Annotated in this window: 16 protein-coding genes; 10 read left to right on the top strand and 6 right to left on the bottom strand. The window is 69.4% G+C overall.

Annotated features, from left to right (window positions below):
• Nucleotides 1–7: 7 nt before the first annotated feature.
• Complete coding sequence (locus ACWPN8_RS00710; RefSeq protein WP_492239567.1) at nt 8–979, bottom strand: peptidoglycan-binding domain-containing protein; 972 nt, start codon at nt 977–979, stop codon at nt 8–10.
• 244 nt (nt 980–1,223) lie between these two features.
• On the opposite strand from ACWPN8_RS00710, the gene ACWPN8_RS00705 reads away from it, so the two are divergent.
• Entirely contained in the window at nt 1,224–1,550 is a 327-nt protein-coding gene (locus ACWPN8_RS00705) for a hypothetical protein (protein ID WP_492239566.1), read from the top strand.
• Between the two features lie 4 nt (nt 1,551–1,554).
• On the opposite strand, the gene ACWPN8_RS00700 is transcribed toward ACWPN8_RS00705, so the two are convergent.
• Both ACWPN8_RS00700 and ACWPN8_RS00695 read right to left on the bottom strand, forming a co-directional pair.
• Nucleotides 1,555–2,010 (bottom strand): hypothetical protein, encoded by a 456-nt coding sequence (locus ACWPN8_RS00700; RefSeq protein ID WP_492239565.1) that lies wholly within the window; start codon nt 2,008–2,010, stop codon nt 1,555–1,557.
• A 22-nt stretch (nt 2,011–2,032) separates the two neighbouring features.
• On the bottom strand, nt 2,033–3,520 hold the full coding sequence (locus ACWPN8_RS00695; protein WP_492239564.1) for a GH1 family beta-glucosidase: 1,488 nt from the start codon (nt 3,518–3,520) through the stop codon (nt 2,033–2,035).
• Nucleotides 3,521–3,669: 149 nt separating this feature from the next.
• On the opposite strand from ACWPN8_RS00695, the gene ACWPN8_RS00690 reads away from it, so the two are divergent.
• The 5 genes from ACWPN8_RS00690 to ACWPN8_RS00670 all read left to right on the top strand — a co-directional run bounded on the left by ACWPN8_RS00690 (nt 3,670) and on the right by ACWPN8_RS00670 (nt 7,308).
• Entirely contained in the window at nt 3,670–3,864 is a 195-nt protein-coding gene (locus tag ACWPN8_RS00690) for a twin transmembrane helix small protein (RefSeq protein ID WP_492239563.1), read from the top strand.
• A 9-nt stretch (nt 3,865–3,873) separates the two neighbouring features.
• A complete protein-coding gene (locus ACWPN8_RS00685) occupies nt 3,874–4,443 on the top strand; it encodes a cob(I)yrinic acid a,c-diamide adenosyltransferase (RefSeq protein ID WP_492239562.1) in 570 nt (189 codons plus the stop codon).
• Between the two features lie 187 nt (nt 4,444–4,630).
• Nucleotides 4,631–5,380, top strand: a complete 750-nt coding sequence (locus ACWPN8_RS00680) for an electron transfer flavoprotein subunit beta/FixA family protein (protein ID WP_492239561.1) — start codon at nt 4,631–4,633, stop codon at nt 5,378–5,380.
• Nucleotides 5,381–5,396: 16 nt separating this feature from the next.
• Complete coding sequence (locus ACWPN8_RS00675) at nt 5,397–6,335, top strand: electron transfer flavoprotein subunit alpha/FixB family protein (protein WP_492239560.1); 939 nt, start codon at nt 5,397–5,399, stop codon at nt 6,333–6,335.
• Between the two features lie 94 nt (nt 6,336–6,429).
• Nucleotides 6,430–7,308 (top strand): 3-hydroxybutyryl-CoA dehydrogenase, encoded by an 879-nt coding sequence (locus tag ACWPN8_RS00670; RefSeq protein ID WP_109448981.1) that lies wholly within the window; start codon nt 6,430–6,432, stop codon nt 7,306–7,308.
• Between the two features lie 65 nt (nt 7,309–7,373).
• Here the strand turns inward: ACWPN8_RS00670 and ACWPN8_RS00665 are convergent, their stop codons facing one another.
• Together ACWPN8_RS00665 and ACWPN8_RS00660 are read right to left on the bottom strand one after the other, a co-directional pair.
• Nucleotides 7,374–7,991: a glutathione S-transferase gene (locus ACWPN8_RS00665; RefSeq protein WP_109448983.1), complete on the bottom strand. Its 618-nt coding sequence runs from the start codon at nt 7,989–7,991 to the stop codon at nt 7,374–7,376.
• A 53-nt stretch (nt 7,992–8,044) separates the two neighbouring features.
• Entirely contained in the window at nt 8,045–10,507 is a 2,463-nt protein-coding gene (locus tag ACWPN8_RS00660) for a glucose/quinate/shikimate family membrane-bound PQQ-dependent dehydrogenase (RefSeq protein WP_492239559.1), read from the bottom strand.
• Nucleotides 10,508–10,702: 195 nt separating this feature from the next.
• On the opposite strand from ACWPN8_RS00660, the gene ACWPN8_RS00655 reads away from it, so the two are divergent.
• Together ACWPN8_RS00655 and ACWPN8_RS00650 are read left to right on the top strand one after the other, a co-directional pair.
• Complete coding sequence (locus ACWPN8_RS00655) at nt 10,703–11,224, top strand: BON domain-containing protein (protein WP_492239558.1); 522 nt, start codon at nt 10,703–10,705, stop codon at nt 11,222–11,224.
• Nucleotides 11,225–11,398: 174 nt separating this feature from the next.
• The gene (locus ACWPN8_RS00650) at nt 11,399–11,608 is read left to right on the top strand and encodes a hypothetical protein (RefSeq protein ID WP_085090871.1); all 210 of its coding nucleotides are present in this window, start codon (nt 11,399–11,401) and stop codon (nt 11,606–11,608) included.
• 43 nt (nt 11,609–11,651) lie between these two features.
• Here the strand turns inward: ACWPN8_RS00650 and ACWPN8_RS00645 are convergent, their stop codons facing one another.
• A complete protein-coding gene (locus tag ACWPN8_RS00645) occupies nt 11,652–11,951 on the bottom strand; it encodes a hypothetical protein (RefSeq protein WP_492239557.1) in 300 nt (99 codons plus the stop codon).
• Between the two features lie 320 nt (nt 11,952–12,271).
• Between ACWPN8_RS00645 and ACWPN8_RS00640 the strand changes: the two genes are divergently transcribed.
• Together ACWPN8_RS00640 and ACWPN8_RS00635 are read left to right on the top strand one after the other, a co-directional pair.
• Nucleotides 12,272–13,543, top strand: a complete 1,272-nt coding sequence (locus ACWPN8_RS00640; RefSeq protein WP_492239556.1) for an allantoate amidohydrolase — start codon at nt 12,272–12,274, stop codon at nt 13,541–13,543.
• A 13-nt stretch (nt 13,544–13,556) separates the two neighbouring features.
• Nucleotides 13,557–14,795, top strand: a complete 1,239-nt coding sequence (locus ACWPN8_RS00635) for a M20/M25/M40 family metallo-hydrolase (protein ID WP_492239555.1) — start codon at nt 13,557–13,559, stop codon at nt 14,793–14,795.
• The last annotated feature ends 122 nt before the right edge of the window (nt 14,796–14,917 follow it).

Here is a 14,917-nt window from a genome sequence, read left to right as displayed (position 1 = left end):
GCGCCGTTCAGCGCCGCCGTGCCTCCGCCGTCAGGCGCGGGCCGGTGGTCAGCTCCTCGCGGCGGCGGGGGGTGCCGAAGCTCGGTTCGACGCGGTTTTCACGCGGCCGGTCGTCGCCGGCGGGCTTCCGGCTGAGCGGATCGACGCCGCGGCCGCTGCGCCACCAGGCGAAGCCGATGCCGCCCAGCGTCGCGGCGATCAGCCCGGCGACCCCGGCCCGCGCCGCATTGGACTGCCAGATCGACGGACCGCCGCCGACCGCCGCCGCTTCCTCGACCGGGGCCGGCTTGCCGTCGGGCGTGGTCGCCGCCACCGCCCCGCGCGGTGCCGCCTGCGGAGTCGGGCCTTCGGAGGCGTTGGACGCCGCGCTGGCCGATGGGGAGACCGATGGGCGCGGCGCGCTCTGGGGCGTGGCGCTGGATGTTGCGGCGGCAGCCGGCGCCGACGGACGGGCCGCCGGAGCCGCGGCGGGCGCGCTGTGGCTGGCCGAGGAGGACGCGGAGGAAGACGACGAGGAAGAAGACGACACCGGGGCGCCGCCGAACTGGGCCATGCCGCCGACGCTCTCGTTGCCGGATTCGACCCGGCCGGTCGGGGCGGCGCGCGGCGCCACCTCCTTGTCGTGGCGGGTCTGGCCGACCTGGCTCTTGGACAGGCTGCCCATGGTCGGCGCGGCCTTGCTCTCGCGCTCGCCCATCATCTTGGCGATGGTGGCCTGGTCGAGGTTGCCGGTGGCGGGAAGGCCCGCCGACTTCTGATAGGCGCTGAGCGCGGACCGGGTTTCCGGCGTCATCTGGCCCTTGGCCCGGCCGCCGATGTTGTAGCCCTTGTCCTTCAGGATGGTCTGCGCCCACTGGATGTCGGCGACCGACGCCTCGGCCCTTGCCGAACCGGGCGCTCCCACGGTCAGGGCCGAAACCACCAGTGCCACTGCCGCCACCGCGGCGCCACCATGCACCCGCCGCGAAATCCCAGACATTGCCTCTCCCTCCGTCCGTGACATCAGACCGACTTCAGAGCCACGACACTCCCCCGAATCGGGGACTAAGATCGTGTTACCAGATTGCGTCGCATTTCCGGCGGCGATTTTTCGGCGTCTGCTTTGTCAGCCGCGCAGCGTTGCCGAAAAGGCGCGTTCCCGGAAATGGTGCGCGAAAATGGATCGGAAAGGGCCGGACGTGGTAGCGTCAAATCGGGGGCGAAAAAGGAACAGGACGCACGCCATGACCGGGACCATGACCGGCGCCAAGACCGGAACCGACACCGCACGCCCGCGACTCCTGGCAGCCTTGCCGGGGCTGGCCTGCCTGTCCGCGGCCCTGTCCGCGCTGGCCCTGCTGTCCGGATGCAGCAGCCCGCCCGCCTACCGCGAATGGACCGCCAGCCCGGACGTGCCGACCGTCGCCTATGACGAATGCACCGAGCAGGTGGACACCACCATGCGCCTGCGCGGCTATCCGCTGCGCCCGCTGCCGGAAACGCCGCAGTTCGGCTACCGCAAGGAAATCTTCGCCCAGTGCATGCGCCGCAAGGGCTACACGACGGAGTGAGGGCTTATCTTCCGGCGAAGTGCAGATAGGCGAGGACGCCCGCCAGCGTGCCGATCAGGATCACCGCCAGATAGATGCGCAGCGGCAACGCGACGGCTTCCCCGGCCCTGCGCCTGTCCGTCGGTTTGCGCGGGGCCGTCGGACCAGGCTTGGGCGGGACGGGCTTGGGCAGGACGGGCTTGGGCGAAACCGGCTTGGCCGCCGGCCTGACCCGGCCGCCTTGGGTCGGGTCGTACAGCTCGATCAGCGTCCAGTTGAACTCCATGCCCTCATAGCCGGAGTCGGCGTTGTAATCGAGCTGGATCAGCCGGAAATAGGCCCGCGGGTTGACGCCGACCATCCGGTCGAAGCGCGCCTTGGCATGGGCCAGCTCCTCCCCGACCTCCAGCGTCTTCCAGCCCTTGCCGCGCGCCTTCTGGATGGCGAAACGGGTCGGCTGTTGCGGGCGGGGCGTCGGCATGGCCGGCAGTTTAACGCCGCCCTCAGACCAGCGGAACCGCGTTGTTGCGGATGACCGAGGCGTACCAGTCGTAGCTGGCCTTCGGCGTGCGGGCCAGCGTCTTGCGGTCGACCTGGACAAGGCCGAAATGGCGGCGGTAGCCCTCCGACCATTCGAAATTGTCCAGCAGGGTCCAGGCCATGTAGCCCTTGAGGTTGCAGCCCTCGTCGATCGACTTGGCGGCGGCCAGCAGATGGTCACGCAGGTAGGCGATGCGGTCGCGGTCCTCGACCCGGCCGTTCGGGCCGACGCTGTCGGGGTAATCGGCGCCGTTCTCCGTCACATAGACCGGCGGGTTGCCGTATTTCTCCTGCAGCTCAGCCAGGATCTCGCTGAGCCCGTCCGGCTCGACCGGCCATTCCATGCCGGTCTTGCGCGTGCCCTCGGGGGCCGAGCCGTAGCCGGTGCCGAACAGCCCCTGCGGGTCGGGCTGCTGGTGCATGCGGCTGTAGTAATTGACGCCGAGGAAATCGACCGGCTGCTTGATGCGGGCCAGATCGTCGGGCTTGGCGATGCGGGTGAATTCGGCCTCCAGCTGCTCGGGGAAACGGCCCTTGAACAGCGGATCCAGGCAGGAGCGGTTCCACAGCGCGTCCCACATCAGCGAGGCGGGATAGTTCGAGTCGAGCCCGCCGACCGGCCAGGAGGGCTGGAGCGACAGCACGGTGCCGAGCCGCCAGTTCTTGCCGCCGGCCTGGCGCAGCGCCGCGATCGCCGTGCCCTGGGCCAGGTTCTGGTGGTGGATCGCCTTCAGGCAGTTCTGCCGGCCGGTCAGGCCCGGCGCATGCCCGCCGGTGCCGTGGCCGAAGATGGCGACCACCGACGGCTCGTTCAGCATCGCCCAGTTGCGGGCGCGGTCGCCCAGCCGGGCGGTCACCGCCAGCGCGTAGTCGGTGAACCAGCCGGCGATGTCGCGGTTGGTCCAGCCGCCCTTGTCCTGCAACGCCTGCGGCAGGTCCCAATGGAACAGGCAGGGCCAGGGCTGGATGCCCTTGGCCAGCAGCGTGTCGGTCAGCCGGTCGTAGAAGTCCAGCCCCTTGGCGTTCACCGCCCCGGTGCCCTGCGGCATCACCCGCGGCCAGGCGATGGAGAAGCGGTAGGCCTTCATCCCGGCCTTCGCCATCAGATCCACATCCTCGGCATAGCGGTGGTAATGGTCGCAGGCGACGTCGCCGGTGTCGCCGTTGGCGATCCGCCCGAAGGAATGGCTGTAGGTGTCCCAGACGCTGGGCCCCCGCCCATCCTCGGCGACGGCGCCCTCGATCTGGTAGCTGGAGGTGGAGACGCCCCACAGGAAGTCCATCGGGAAGGACACCGACGGGACAACGGCACCGGCAGCACCCGGAGCGGCCTGGACGGTCTCGCGGCCCAGCACCGCCAGGGCGCCGGCGCCGGCCGCGGTGGCCGCGGTCGCCTTCAGGGCCGTCTTCAGGAAAGTCCGCCGCTGCATCGCCTGCTTCTCCAAAGTCATTTCAGTTCCGCCAGTCCGTTCCGCTGGCTTCCCCGGTCCCGACGCCGCGCACTGTATGCAGTCCAACGGCTTTGGCAACCGGGTGATTACCCCAAGTCCCGATTCCGTCGCCATAGGCGCGGGCCGGATGCTGGGATATAGTGAGCCCCATGCAGACTCTCTTCCCCATCCTGATGGTCATGGCGATGCTGGCGGTGGTCGGCTCGCTGTTCGTCGGCCTCTTCTTCATGGCCCGCGGCGGACGGGGCGACCCGCGCCGCTCCAACAGGGCGATGCGGCTGCGCGTGATGCTCCAGGGTGCGGCCCTGCTGCTGTTCGTCCTCGCCATCCTGACCCAAGGCTGACGCTTCCCCATGGTTAAGCTGACCAAGATCTACACGCGCGGCGGCGACGCCGGCGAAACCTCGCTCGGCGACGGCAGCCGGGTGCCGAAGGACGACCGCCGCGTCGCCGCCTACGGCACGGTGGACGAGGCGAACGCCGTCATCGGCATGGCACGCCTGCACATGCGGGACTGGCCGGATGCCGACGCCATGCTCGGCCGCATCCAGAACGACCTGTTCGATCTGGGCGCCGACCTCTGCACGCCGGAGGAGGAGGCGCCGAAATACCCGCCGCTGCGCATCGTGCAGGCCCAGGTCGACCGGCTGGAGGCGGAGATCGATGCGATGAACGCCGGTCTGGCGCCGCTGACCTCCTTCATCCTGCCCGGCGGCTCGCCGGCCGCGGCCCATCTGCATCTGGCCCGCACCGTGGTGCGCCGGGCGGAACGGCTGATGACCGATCTGGCACGGCACGAGCCGGTGACAGCGGCGGCGCTGAAATACGTCAACCGGCTGTCGGACCATCTGTTCGTGCTGAGCCGGGTGGTGAACCGCAACGGGGCGGACGACGTGCTGTGGGTGCCCGGCGCCAACCGCTGAGCGTGCGCATTCCGATTGACGCCGTGCGGTCTCCCCTGCCGCGACAACCGGGGCGGCACACGAGGCCGCCCGCGCGTCCGGCGCGTCATTGACAGTGGTATTTCCAGATCCTATGGTCCGTTCGCAACCACAGCAATTTTCGCGGTGTTCGCCGTAACAGGCGCGCGCTCAGCAGCCAGGGTGAGTTATGAAAGTCCTCGTCCCCGTTAAGCGAGTGGTCGACTACAACGTGAAGATCCGCGTCAAGGCGGATGGCAGCGGCGTCGAGACCGCCAACGTGAAGATGAGCATGAACCCCTTCGACGAGATCGCCGTCGAAGAAGCCGTGCGCCTCAAGGAAGCTGGCAAGGCGACCGAGATCGTCGTGGTGTCCGTCGGCCCGACCCAGGCCCAGGAGACGCTGCGAACGGCGCTGGCCATGGGTGCCGACCGCGCCATCCTGGTGCAGACCGACGTGACGACCGAACCGCTGGCCGTCGCCAAGGTCCTCAAGGCGCTGGTCGAGAAGGAGGCCCCCGGCCTCGTCATCCTCGGCAAGCAGGCCATCGACGACGACTGCAACCAGACCGGCCAGATGCTGGCCGCCCTGCTCGGCTGGGGCCAGGGCACCTTCGCCTCCAAGATCGCCGCCGGTGACGGCACGGTCGCCGTGACCCGTGAGATCGACGGCGGGCTGGAGACGGTGGAGCTCAAGCTGCCGGCGGTGGTCACCGCCGATTTGCGCCTGAACGAGCCGCGCTATGCCTCGCTGCCGAACATCATGAAGGCGAAGAAGAAGCCGCTGGAGACCGTCACGCCGGACAGCCTGGGCGTCGACGTCACGCCGCGCCTGAAGACGGTGAAGGTGACGGAGCCGCCGAAGCGCCAGGCCGGCATCAAGGTGCCGGACGTCGCCACGCTGGTCGACAAGCTCAAGACCGAAGCCCGCGTGATCTGAGGGGAATGAACTGACCATGGCCAACATTCTCGTCATCGCCGACCACGACGGCGCCTCGCTGAAGCCCGCCACGCTGAACGCCGTCACCGCTGCGTCCAAGATTGGCGGCGATGTCCATATCCTGGTCGCCGGCAAGGGCGCGCAGGCCGCCGCCGATGCCGCATCGAAGGTGGCCGGCGTCGCCAAGGTGCTGCTGGCCGACGATGCCGCCTACGAGCATCAGTTGCCGGAGGATGTCGCCCCGCTGGTGGTGTCGGTTACCAAGACTGGCTACGGCCATGTGCTGGCCGGCGCCACCTCGGTCGGCAAGAACCTCCTGCCGCGCGTCGCCGCACTGCTGGACGTCGCCGCCATCTCCGACATCACCGCCGTGGTCTCCGCCGACACGTTCGAGCGGCCGATCTACGCCGGCAACGCGATCGCCACCGTGCAGTCGGCCGATGCGGTCAAGGTGATCACCGTCCGCACCACCGCCTTCGAGACCGCAGCATCCGAAGGCGGTTCGGCCGCCGTCGAGCAGGTCGCGGGCGCCGGTGCCGCCGGGCTGTCGAGCTTCGTCTCGGCCGAGCTGACCAAGTCGGAGCGTCCGGAACTCACATCCGCCCGCGTGGTGGTGTCGGGCGGGCGCGGCATGCAGTCGGGCGAGAACTTCCCGCTGCTGGAGGCTCTGGCCGACAAGCTGGGCGCCGCCGTGGGTGCGTCGCGCGCCGCCGTGGACGCGGGTTTCGTGCCGAACGACTATCAGGTCGGGCAAACCGGCAAGATCGTGGCGCCGGAGCTGTACATCGCCGTCGGCATCTCGGGTGCGATCCAGCATCTGGCCGGCATGAAGGACAGCAAGGTCATCGTCGCGATCAACAAGGATGAGGAAGCGCCCATCTTCCAGGTCGCCGATTACGGCCTCGTCGCGGACCTCTTCAAGGCCGTGCCGGAGCTGACGGAAAAGCTTGGATAAGGCGCGCTGATCCAGGCCGCCGCGGCGGTCGCCGGACGGAACCGGCGACCGCCATGGCGGACCAACCACCCACATCCTTCGCGGGACAGCCTCCATGACCACGATCAAGAAGATTGGCATCATCGGTGCCGGCCAGATGGGCAGCGGCATCACCCAGGTCTGTGCCCAGGCCGGCTACGACGTCTTCCTGTCCGACATCAGCGAAGCGGCGCTGGAAAAGTCGCTCGCCGGCATCTCCCGGAACTTCGACCGGCAGATCCAGAAGGGCAAGCTGAGCGAGGCGGACAAGACGGCGGCGCTGGCCCGCATCGTCACCGGCACCGACCTGTCGATCTTCGGCGACTGCGATCTGGTGGTCGAGGCCGCGACCGAGAACGAGGCGCTGAAGCGCGACCTCCTGAAGAAGCTGGTCCCGCACCTGAAGCCGGAGGCGCTGATCGCGACGAACACCTCGTCGATCTCGATCACCCGTCTGGCGGCGGCGACCGACCGTCCGGCCAAGTTCATGGGCATGCACTTCATGAACCCGGTGCCGGTGATGCAGCTGGTCGAGCTGATCCGCGGCATCGCGACCGACGAGCCGACCTTCAACGCCATCAAGGAACTGACGCTCGCCATCGGCAAGACCGCCGCGGTGGCCGAGGATTTCCCGGCCTTCATCGTCAACCGCATCCTGCTGCCGATGATCAACGAGGCCGTCTACACGCTGTATGAGGGCGTCGGCGGCGTCGACGCCATCGACACCGCGCTGAAGCTGGGCGCCAACCACCCGATGGGCCCGCTGGAGCTGGCCGACTTCATCGGGCTGGACACCTGTCTGGCGGTGATGCAGGTGCTGTACGAGGGCCTTGCCGACAGCAAGTACCGCCCCTGCCCGCTGCTGGTGAAGTATGTCGAAGCCGGCTGGATCGGCAAGAAATACGGCCGCGGCTTCTACGACTACTCGCAGACTCCGCCGGTGCCGACGCGCTGAGGATTGCCGGTTTTATTTGAAAAAGGCCCGCCCCGGAAGACCGGAGCGGGCCTTTTCATTGGCCCTCACTTGAAGTAGGCACCGCCTTTGGCAAGGGCGCGCTGCCATGCCGGACGGGCGTGCATGGCGTCGACGAAGGCGGCCAGCTTCGGCCAGCGGCTGCGGTTGCCCTTCATCATCGCAATCTCGACCGGGAAGCTGAGCATGATGTCGGCACCGGTCAGGCTGTCGCCGACGAAATGGCCGGACGGGCGAAGCTCGGACTCCAGATAGTCGAAATGGCTGGCCAGCTGCTCCTGGATGCGGGGATGCAGCGGCGCGCCCGCCTCGCCCAGCCGCCCGACATAGAGGTCGAGCAGCACCGGGGTCATCACCGAGCCTTCGGCGAAATGCATCAGCTGGAGATGGCGCAGCGCGTCGTCCGAGCCGGCCGGCGGCAGGAAGCGGCCGGCACCCTCGCACAGATGCTGGACGATGGCGCCGGACTCCATGACGATCCGTCCGTCGATCTCCAGCAGCGGCGATTTCCCCAGCGGGTGCACCGCCTTCAATTCCGGCGGCGCCAGATTGGTCGTCTTGTCACGCTGGTAGAAGCGGAGTTCATAGGGAAGCTCCAGCTCCTCCAGCAGCCACAGGATCCGCTGCGACCGGCTGTTGTTGAGATGATGGACGACGATGGTCAAAGGATGCCCTCCGGGAATGGATTGAGGTGCGGGAAGCGGCAGTCGGGGGAGGGTCATTTCGGCAGCGCGTAGGCGATCACCGAATCGCCGCCCTTGGTCCCGAGCGAGCCATGCCCGCCGGCCACCACCAGCACATATTGCCGGCCGTCCTCGCCCTGGTAGGTCATCGGCGTCGCCTGGCCTCCCGCCGGCAGGCGGCTCTCCCACAGCTGCCTGCCGGTGGAGACGTCGTAGGCCCGGACATAATAGTCAATGGTGCCCGACAGGAAGGCGACGCCGCCCGCGGTCATGACCGGGCCGCCCAGGTTGGGAACGCCCATGCGGAACGGCAGCGGGACCGGCGAGGCATCGCGGGTGGTGCCGTTCTTGTGCTTCCAGACCACCTTTCCTGTCGTCAGGTCGGCGGCGGCGACATAGCCCCAGGGCGGCGCCTGACAGGGCAGGCCGAGCACCGAGACGAAGGGGCCGAGCTTGATCGCATAGGGCGCGCCGAAATTCTCGTTCAACGCCGGCAGGCTGAATTTGGGCCGCTCGCCGCCCTGGACATAGAGGTCGGTGTCGTTCTTGCGCGGCACCAGCTGCGAGACGAAGGCGAGATATGTCGGGGTGGTGAAGGCGACCTGCCGCTGGGGATCGACGGCGACGCTGCCCCAGTTGAAGACGCCGAAATTGCCGGGATAGATCAGAGACCCCTGCAAGGACGGCGGAGTGAAACGGCCGTCGTAGCGCAGGCGCTTCAGCGCGATGCGGCAGGCGAGCTGGTCGAACATCGTCGCCCCCCACATGTCGGCCCCGCTCAGCGGCGGCGGGTCGTAGGAGAGGGCCGAGACCGGCTGGGTCGGGGCGGCATGGTCGCCGTCGGCGGCGCCCTGCGGCGCCGGCGTCTCGGTCACCGGCAGCACCGGCTGCCCGGTGCGGCGGTCGAGCACGAACAGCTCGCCCTGCTTGGTCGGCTGGACCAGCGCCGGGACGGTCTGGCCATTGACGGTCAGGTCGATCAGGCTGGGCTGCGCCGGCACGTCATAGTCCCACAGGTCGTGATGCACGGTCTGGAAGACCCAGCGCACCTGCCCCGTCGCCAGATCGAGCGCCACGACGGAGGAGGAGAAGCGCTCCACCTCCGGGCTGCGGTTGGCGCCGAACTGATCGGGCGGCTGGTTGCCCAGCGGCAGATAGACCATGCCCAGCGCCTCGTCGACGCTGGCGATCGACCAGCTGTTGGGCGAGTTGACGGTGTAGGTCTGGCCGTCGGCGATCGGCGCGGTCTGGTCGGGCTTGGCCGAATCCCAGTTCCACACCAGCCGGCCGCTGTCGGCGTCGAAGGCGCGGACGACGCCCGACTGCTCCTTGGTCGAGACATTGTCGAGCACCGTGCCGCCGACGACGATCAGCTTGGCGGTCACCACCGGCGGCGAGGTCGAATAATAGGCGCCGGGCCGGACATTCGGCATGTTGGCCCACAGGTTGACCTGCCCGTTCTCGCCGAAGCCGGTGCAGATCGAGCCGTCCTCCGGGTTCAGCGCCACCAAGCGGCCGTCCGCCGTGGGCATGAACAGCCGGGCGGCGCAGGCACCGCCGGCCGCAGGGGTGGATGCCGCGGCCTGCGGGGCCAGGCGGTAGGACAGGCCGCGGCAGGTCAGGTGCTGCAGGGCCAGCTGCTTCGGGTCGATCTGCAGGTCGCGGCGCCAGACCTCCTTGCCGGTGGTGGCGTCGAGCGCGATGACATGCTGGTGCGGCGAACACAGGTACAGCCGGTTGCCGATCTTCAGCGGCGTCACCTCGAAGGTGGTTTCCTTCGGGTCGCCGGGCTGGCCGCGCAGGTCGCCGGTCTCATAGCTCCAGGCGACCTGGAGCTTGTCGGCATTCTCCGGCGTGATGCCGGTCAGCGGCGAATAGCGCTGGCCGAAGCCGGTGCGGCCATAGGCCTGCCACTCGCCGTCCGGGACCGCTGGACCGCTGCCGCCGGCGGGGGACGCGGCGGAGGCGGTCTGCTGGCGCGCCGGAACCGTGCCGTCGATGCGGTGCGGGTCGGTGAACCAGGAGGCGACGGCGACCAGCAGCACGATGGCCAGCGCGGCGGTCAGCGGGATGCCGGTGCCGCGGAAGGCGCCGACGGGATAGGCCCCCGGCGCCGGTTCGCCGGCCATCGGCTGGCGCTCGCCCAGGCGGCGGGTGACCCAGGGCAGCAGCAGCAGGAAGCCCACCACCGCGATCACGTCGCCGCGCGCCGACAGCGGCCACCAGTCCAGCCCGGCCTCCCACAAGGCCCAGATCAGCGTGCCGATCACCAGCAGCGCATAGACCGACAAGGCCGTGGGCGACCGCTTCGCCAGCAAGGCGGCGGTGGCGAGGAACAGCAGCCCGGCGACGGCGTAGTACCAGGAGCCGCCCAGCAGGATCAGCCAGAGGCCGCCGCCCAGCGCCCCCAGCCCCAAGACCGCCAGCAGGATGACCATCGCCCAGAGGGCGAAACCGCCCCGCGCCCGGAGGGCGACGCTTCGTTCGGACTGTTTCATGGCACTCAACCTCGACCGAAAGCTTTTCGGACCGAACAGCCGGGCGCGGCCAAGGTTGCGGCGGATTCGCTCCCCATCCCCTTTCACCCCGCAGGGCTGACCTTCCGGGTGCGCCGGGCTCGAGCACCGGAACGCCGCGGGCGCAACTTTTGTTGAAGGGCAAAGGAGTCTGACATCAACAAGACGGAGGCCGCCATGCACCGCCATCCCTGGAGCGAAGAGTTCGTCAAGATGAGCCCGCAGGCCCGCTATCGCGGCGTCGGCCCACGCAACTACCGCCGCTCCGACGACCGCATCCTGGAGGACATCAACGAGCGCCTGACCGACGACCACCACATCGACGCCTCCGACATCGGCGTTCGGGTGGAGGGCGGCGAGGTGACGCTGTCCGGCACTGTCGGCGACCGCGCCGCGCGCCGCCGGGCGGAGGACATCGCCGAGAGCGTGTCGGGCGTCGGCCATGTGCAGAACGACCTGCGCGTCGCCAGCCACAATGCGCCGAGCCAGACGAATTCGGTCGGCATGGGCGAGCGGGTGGAGCCGGCAGCGCCGCAGGGCGAGGGCAGCGTGACCGGCCCCGGCGCCCCGGCGCGGGACGCGATGGTGGCGGCGCTCGACAACAGCTCCATGGTGCTGGGCAAGCGGCCGCTGCCGGAAGACGACACCCTGCGGCATGGGGACGCCATGGTGGGCAGCGGCGGGCACGACCGCCGCTGACTCAATGGGTTGCCGGGGGGCCATTCGCCCCCCTGCACCGCATGCGCTGCTGCCCTGCGCCAGGGGCGGAGAGCCGGAGAGGCTGCTTAACCGTTGGTTAACCGCCGGGGACCATTGTCCCGCGGCCAATCGAGTATCCCCTCTCAAGCCTTCTGGAACAGAGCAGCTGCCATCATGGGCACCAAGACCATCAAGCTTTCCGACAAGACCGGCTACCGCGACGTCGAACTGGACCAGCTGCCGCGCAATGTGCGCGCCGCGGTCACCGACCTGTCGACCAAGAACCCGGTCGCCGATATCATCGTCGACCAGTCCGGCATGCTGTACCGCATCCACCTGTCGGCGCCCGCCAACATGTATGTGGATGTCCTGTCCGTCGCCTGACGCGACGCCACGGCGCACCGGTTTCGCGAAGGGCGGTTTGCAGCTATTGCAGCCGCCCTTCGTCGTTCCTGCCCTCCAGCCGGGCCAGCGCCCGGTTCAGCAGCCGGGGCGGCAGCATCGCCACGGCACCCTCGCGCACGGCGCGCACATCCTCGATGTCCAACCCGGTGGCGACGGCCAGCTGGCGGTCGTCCAGATCGCGGTCCTCCGCCAGCAGCGTGATCCACCCCGCCAGCGTGCGGGCCTGGACCAGCTCGGTCCGGTTGTTGAACCACAGGCCGGCACCGGGCCGGCCAATCGGCGTTGCGTTCTCGAAAGGCATGTCGGGATCGAACGACGTCATGGACGCACCTCCCCTCAGCTGTTTCTTTCGCGGTTGCAGCAAATACGCGCCGTCATCCAGTGCTTTTGTTCATCCTCATCTATGAAGTCTGCCCGAGGCTTCCAGAGGGTGGTAGACATTATTCGGCACCACCAACGAATTCCCGCCTGTCTTTTTGCGCTGCGGCACGAGCGGACGGTGCCGGGGCTGCGCCTTTCCGGGATTCTTTGAAACTGTCTTCGCCGGCCGGGGGCTAGGGTGGACGTGCCGCTTCGGCGTATAACCGGCTCCATAGTCCTGATTCCATCGTCCCGCTTCCTCAGCGCATTCCGGAACCGCCGATGCCCGATTCCCTGCCGCCCGACACTCCGCAGCCCGAGTCTCTGTTGTCGGGAGCGGCCCTTCTCGACCGCATCGACGCGCTTGCGGCGATCAGCGCGGAGGAGGGGCGGCTGTCGCGCCTCTACCTGACGCCGGAACACCGCCGCGCCAACGACCTCGTCGCCGGCTGGATGCGCGAGGCCGGGATGGGCGTGCGCGAGGATGCCGTCGGCAACATCATCGGCCGTTACGAAGGCGAGCGGCCGGGGCTGCCGGCCCTGCTGATCGGTTCGCACCTCGACACCGTGCGGGATGCCGGGCGCTATGACGGCATGCTGGGGGTGCTGAGCGGCATCGCCGTGGTGGCCGAGCTGAACGCCCGCGGCCGGCGCCTGCCCTTCGCCGTCGAGGTGATCGGCTTCGGCGACGAGGAGGGCACGCGCTTCCAATCGACCCTGATCGGCAGCCGCGCCATCGCCGGCACCTTCGACCCGGCGGTGCTGGAGACGCGCGACGCCGCCGGCATCCGGCTGGCCGACGCGATGACCGCCTTCGGGCTGGACCCCGCCGCCTGGGCCAACGCCGCCTACAAGGCCGACGACGTGCTGGCCTATGCCGAGCTGCACATCGAACAGGGGCCGGTGCTGGAGGCGCTGGGCCGCCCGGTCGGCGTGGTCACCGCCATCGCCGGCGCCACCCGGCTGGCGGTGACGGTGGAGGGGATGGCCGGCCATGCCGGCACCGTGCCGATGACCCTGCGCCGCGACGCGCTGGCGGCCTCGGCCGAGATGATCCTGGCGGTGGAGCAGCTCTGCTCCGGGCAGGAGCGGCTGGTCGGCACCGTCGGCCGGATCGAGGCGTCGCCCGGCGCCACCAACGTCATCGCCGGCAAGGTCCGCTTCACCATCGACCTGCGCGCCGACCGCGATCCCCTGCGGCTGGAACGGGTCGGCGCGGTGCGCGCCCGGCTGGAGGCCATCGCCGACGCCCGTGGTGTGGCCATCGGCTTCGAGACGCTGCATGAAAGCCCGGCGGTGGCCTGCCACCCGGCGCTGATGGCGCAGGTCGCCGCCGCCGCATCCGCCGAGGGGCTGGACGCGCCGGAGCTGCCGAGCGGCGCCGGCCATGACGCGATGGCGGTGGCGGCGCTGACCGACATCGCCATGCTGTTCGTGCGCTGCGAACGCGGCATCTCGCACAACCCGGCCGAACGCATCACCGCCGCCGACGCCGAGGCCGGTGCACGGGTGCTCGCCCGCTTCGTCGAGAATTTCCAGCCCGCAAACTCCTGACGGACCGCCTGCCATGACCGACCTGTCCCCCTCCCTCGCCGCCACCCTGGATGAGGCGGTGAACGCCCGCTTCGACGAGGAGGTCCGTTTCCTGGCGGAGCTGGTGAAGGTGCCGTCCGACAATCCGGCGGGCGACTGCGCGCCCCACGCCGTCCGCGCCGCCGAGCTGCTGGAGGCGATGGGCTTCACGGTGGAGCGCCATCCGGTGCCGGCCGAGCTGGTGCGGGCCAACGGCATGATCAGCGCCACCAATCTGGTGATCCGCCACCGTTTCGGGGATGGCCCAACCGTGGCGCTGAACGCCCATGGCGACGTGGTGCCGCCCGGCGAGGGCTGGTCGAGCGATCCCTATGGCGCCGAGATCCGCGACGGCGTGATGTATGGCCGCGGAGTGGCGGTGTCGAAGTCGGATTTCGCCAGCTACGCCTTCGCGCTTCGGGCGCTGATGGAATCAAAGGCTCCGCTGAAGGGCACGGTGGAACTGCACCTGACCTATGACGAGGAGGCCGGCGGCGAGATCGGGCCGAAATGGCTGCTCGACCAGGGGATTCCCAAGCCGGATTATGCGGTGTCGGCCAGCTTCGCCTATTCGGTGGTGACCGGGCACAATGGCTGCCTGCATCTGGAGGTGCAGGTCGACGGCAAGTCCGCCCACGCCGCCCGCCCCGACACCGGCCACGACGCGCTGGAGGCGGCGACCGGCATCCTGGCCGCGCTCTACGCCCACCGGCCGGAGCTGGCGGCGCGCCGGTCGGGCGTCGCCGGCATCACCCACCCGTCGCTGACCATCGGGCTGATCCAGGGCGGCATCAACACCAACGTGGTTCCCGACCGCGTCACCTTCCGCCTCGACCGCCGCATGATCCCGGAAGAGAACCCGGCCGAGGTCGAGGCCGAGCTGCGCGGCCTGATCGAAGGCGCCGCTGCGGGACGGGACGGCATCCGCGTGTCGATCCGCCGCATCCTGCTGGCCCGTCCCTTCCGCTCGGTCGGCGACGCGCCACGGCTGGCGGCGCTGTTCGCGGCGCAGGCGCAGGAGGTGCTGGGCGTTCCGGTCGGCCAGACCGGCATCCCGCTCTACACCGACGCCCGCCATTATTCGGAGGCCGGCATCCCGACCATCCTCTACGGCGCCGGCCCACGCGACCTGCTGGAAGCCAACGGCCACCGCGCCGACGAGAAGCTGGTGCTGGAAGACCTGCGCAAGGCAACCCAGGTGGTGGCGCGGTCGCTGGCGGAGCTGCTGGGGTAAGGAGGGGGCAACGAGGTCAGGTCAAGGCGACTGCCTATAAGCCCTCTCCCCTCCGGGGAGAGGGTTGGGTGAGGGGGCAGCGCGGGCGGAACGCCTGCGCCAGGGGATTGCCAAGGGGCAGT

The organism is Azospirillum sp. UENF 112521, assembly GCF_058780665.1.
This window is presented reverse-complemented; position numbering and strand designations above follow the sequence as displayed.

Bases quoted from the DNA above. Each gene is read 5' to 3' on its own strand.
- ACWPN8_RS00685 (WP_492239562.1), top strand. From the start codon at position 3,874: ATGGTTAAGCTGACCAAGATCTACACGCGCGGCGGCGACGCCGGCGAA.
- ACWPN8_RS00680 (WP_492239561.1), top strand. From the start codon at position 4,631: ATGAAAGTCCTCGTCCCCGTTAAGCGAGTGGTCGACTACAACGTGAAG.
- ACWPN8_RS00660 (WP_492239559.1), bottom strand. From the start codon at position 10,507: ATGAAACAGTCCGAACGAAGCGTCGCCCTCCGGGCGCGGGGCGGTTTC.
- ACWPN8_RS00675 (WP_492239560.1), top strand. From the start codon at position 5,397: ATGGCCAACATTCTCGTCATCGCCGACCACGACGGCGCCTCGCTGAAG.
- ACWPN8_RS00705 (WP_492239566.1), top strand. From the start codon at position 1,224: ATGACCGGGACCATGACCGGCGCCAAGACCGGAACCGACACCGCACGC.
- ACWPN8_RS00655 (WP_492239558.1), top strand. From the start codon at position 10,703: ATGCACCGCCATCCCTGGAGCGAAGAGTTCGTCAAGATGAGCCCGCAG.
- ACWPN8_RS00640 (WP_492239556.1), top strand. From the start codon at position 12,272: ATGCCCGATTCCCTGCCGCCCGACACTCCGCAGCCCGAGTCTCTGTTG.
- ACWPN8_RS00650 (WP_085090871.1), top strand. From the start codon at position 11,399: ATGGGCACCAAGACCATCAAGCTTTCCGACAAGACCGGCTACCGCGAC.
- ACWPN8_RS00690 (WP_492239563.1), top strand. From the start codon at position 3,670: ATGCAGACTCTCTTCCCCATCCTGATGGTCATGGCGATGCTGGCGGTG.
- ACWPN8_RS00695 (WP_492239564.1), bottom strand. From the start codon at position 3,520: ATGACTTTGGAGAAGCAGGCGATGCAGCGGCGGACTTTCCTGAAGACG.
- ACWPN8_RS00670 (WP_109448981.1), top strand. From the start codon at position 6,430: ATGACCACGATCAAGAAGATTGGCATCATCGGTGCCGGCCAGATGGGC.
- ACWPN8_RS00700 (WP_492239565.1), bottom strand. From the start codon at position 2,010: ATGCCGACGCCCCGCCCGCAACAGCCGACCCGTTTCGCCATCCAGAAG.
- ACWPN8_RS00710 (WP_492239567.1), bottom strand. From the start codon at position 979: ATGTCTGGGATTTCGCGGCGGGTGCATGGTGGCGCCGCGGTGGCGGCA.
- ACWPN8_RS00645 (WP_492239557.1), bottom strand. From the start codon at position 11,951: ATGACGTCGTTCGATCCCGACATGCCTTTCGAGAACGCAACGCCGATT.
- ACWPN8_RS00635 (WP_492239555.1), top strand. From the start codon at position 13,557: ATGACCGACCTGTCCCCCTCCCTCGCCGCCACCCTGGATGAGGCGGTG.